The 994-nt window shown below is 61.4% G+C and carries 1 protein-coding gene; it reads left to right on the forward strand.

Going from position 1 to position 994, the window contains the following annotated elements:
* The coding region (cysC, locus tag O7B34_RS31865; protein ID WP_337149700.1) for an adenylyl-sulfate kinase at positions 1 to 994 on the forward strand (994 nt) is incomplete at both ends.

Consider the following 994-nt stretch of genomic DNA (forward strand, 5'->3'; position numbering starts at 1 on the left):
ATGGCGGCGATCTCAAACAGGCAGTGGCCGGCCAGGCCATAACGCTCGTCCTCGACGACGAGGTCGAGATCTCACGCGGCAACATGCTGGTTTCGCCGGCCGCACGGCCGCAGGTCGCCGACCAGTTCGCCGCCAGCATCGTCTGGTTCGACGAAAATGCGCTGCTGCCCGGCCGGTCCTATATCCTGCGCACCGAGACCGATCAGACCAGCGCCACCGTCACCGATCTGAAATACCGCATCAACGTCAACGACTTTGCCCATGAGGCGGTCAAGTCGCTTGAAATGAACGAAGTCGGCATCTGCAACATCTCGACGCGGACGCCGATCGCCTTCGATCCGTTTGGCGAGAACCGCACCACCGGCGCCTTCATCCTGGTCGACCGCATCTCAAACGCCACGGTCGGCGCCGGCATGATCCTGCATTCGCTGCGCCGCGCCGAAAACATCCATTGGCAATCGCTCGATGTCGGCAAGGGCGTGCGCGCCGACATGAAGAACCAGCGGCCCGCCGTGTTCTGGTTCACGGGGCTTTCGGGCTCCGGCAAGTCGACCATCGCCAACCTGTTCGAGAAGAAGCTGTTCGCCACTGGCCGCCATACCTATATCCTCGACGGCGACAATGTCCGTCACGGTCTCAACCGCGACCTTGGATTCACCGACGCCGATCGCGTCGAGAACATTCGCCGCGTCGCCGAAGTGGCCAAGCTGATGGCCGACGCCGGGCTGATCGTCATCGTCTCCTTCATTTCGCCGTTCAGAGCCGAGCGGCGCATGGCGCGCGAATTGATGGCCAGTGGCGAGTTCATCGAAGTCTTTGTCGATACGCCTTTCGAGGAATGCGCCAGGCGTGACCCGAAGGGCCTCTATGCGCGCGCGCTGAATGGCGAGATCAAGAATTTCACCGGTGTCGATTCTCCATATGAAGCACCGGAGAAACCGGAGATCCATCTCAAGACGCTCGGCAAGTCGCCTGAAGAGATGGTAGATGCCCT

This window comes from Mesorhizobium sp. Cs1299R1N3 (assembly GCF_037179625.1).
GTDB classification, from domain to species: Bacteria; Pseudomonadota; Alphaproteobacteria; order Rhizobiales; family Rhizobiaceae; genus Mesorhizobium; species Mesorhizobium salmacidum.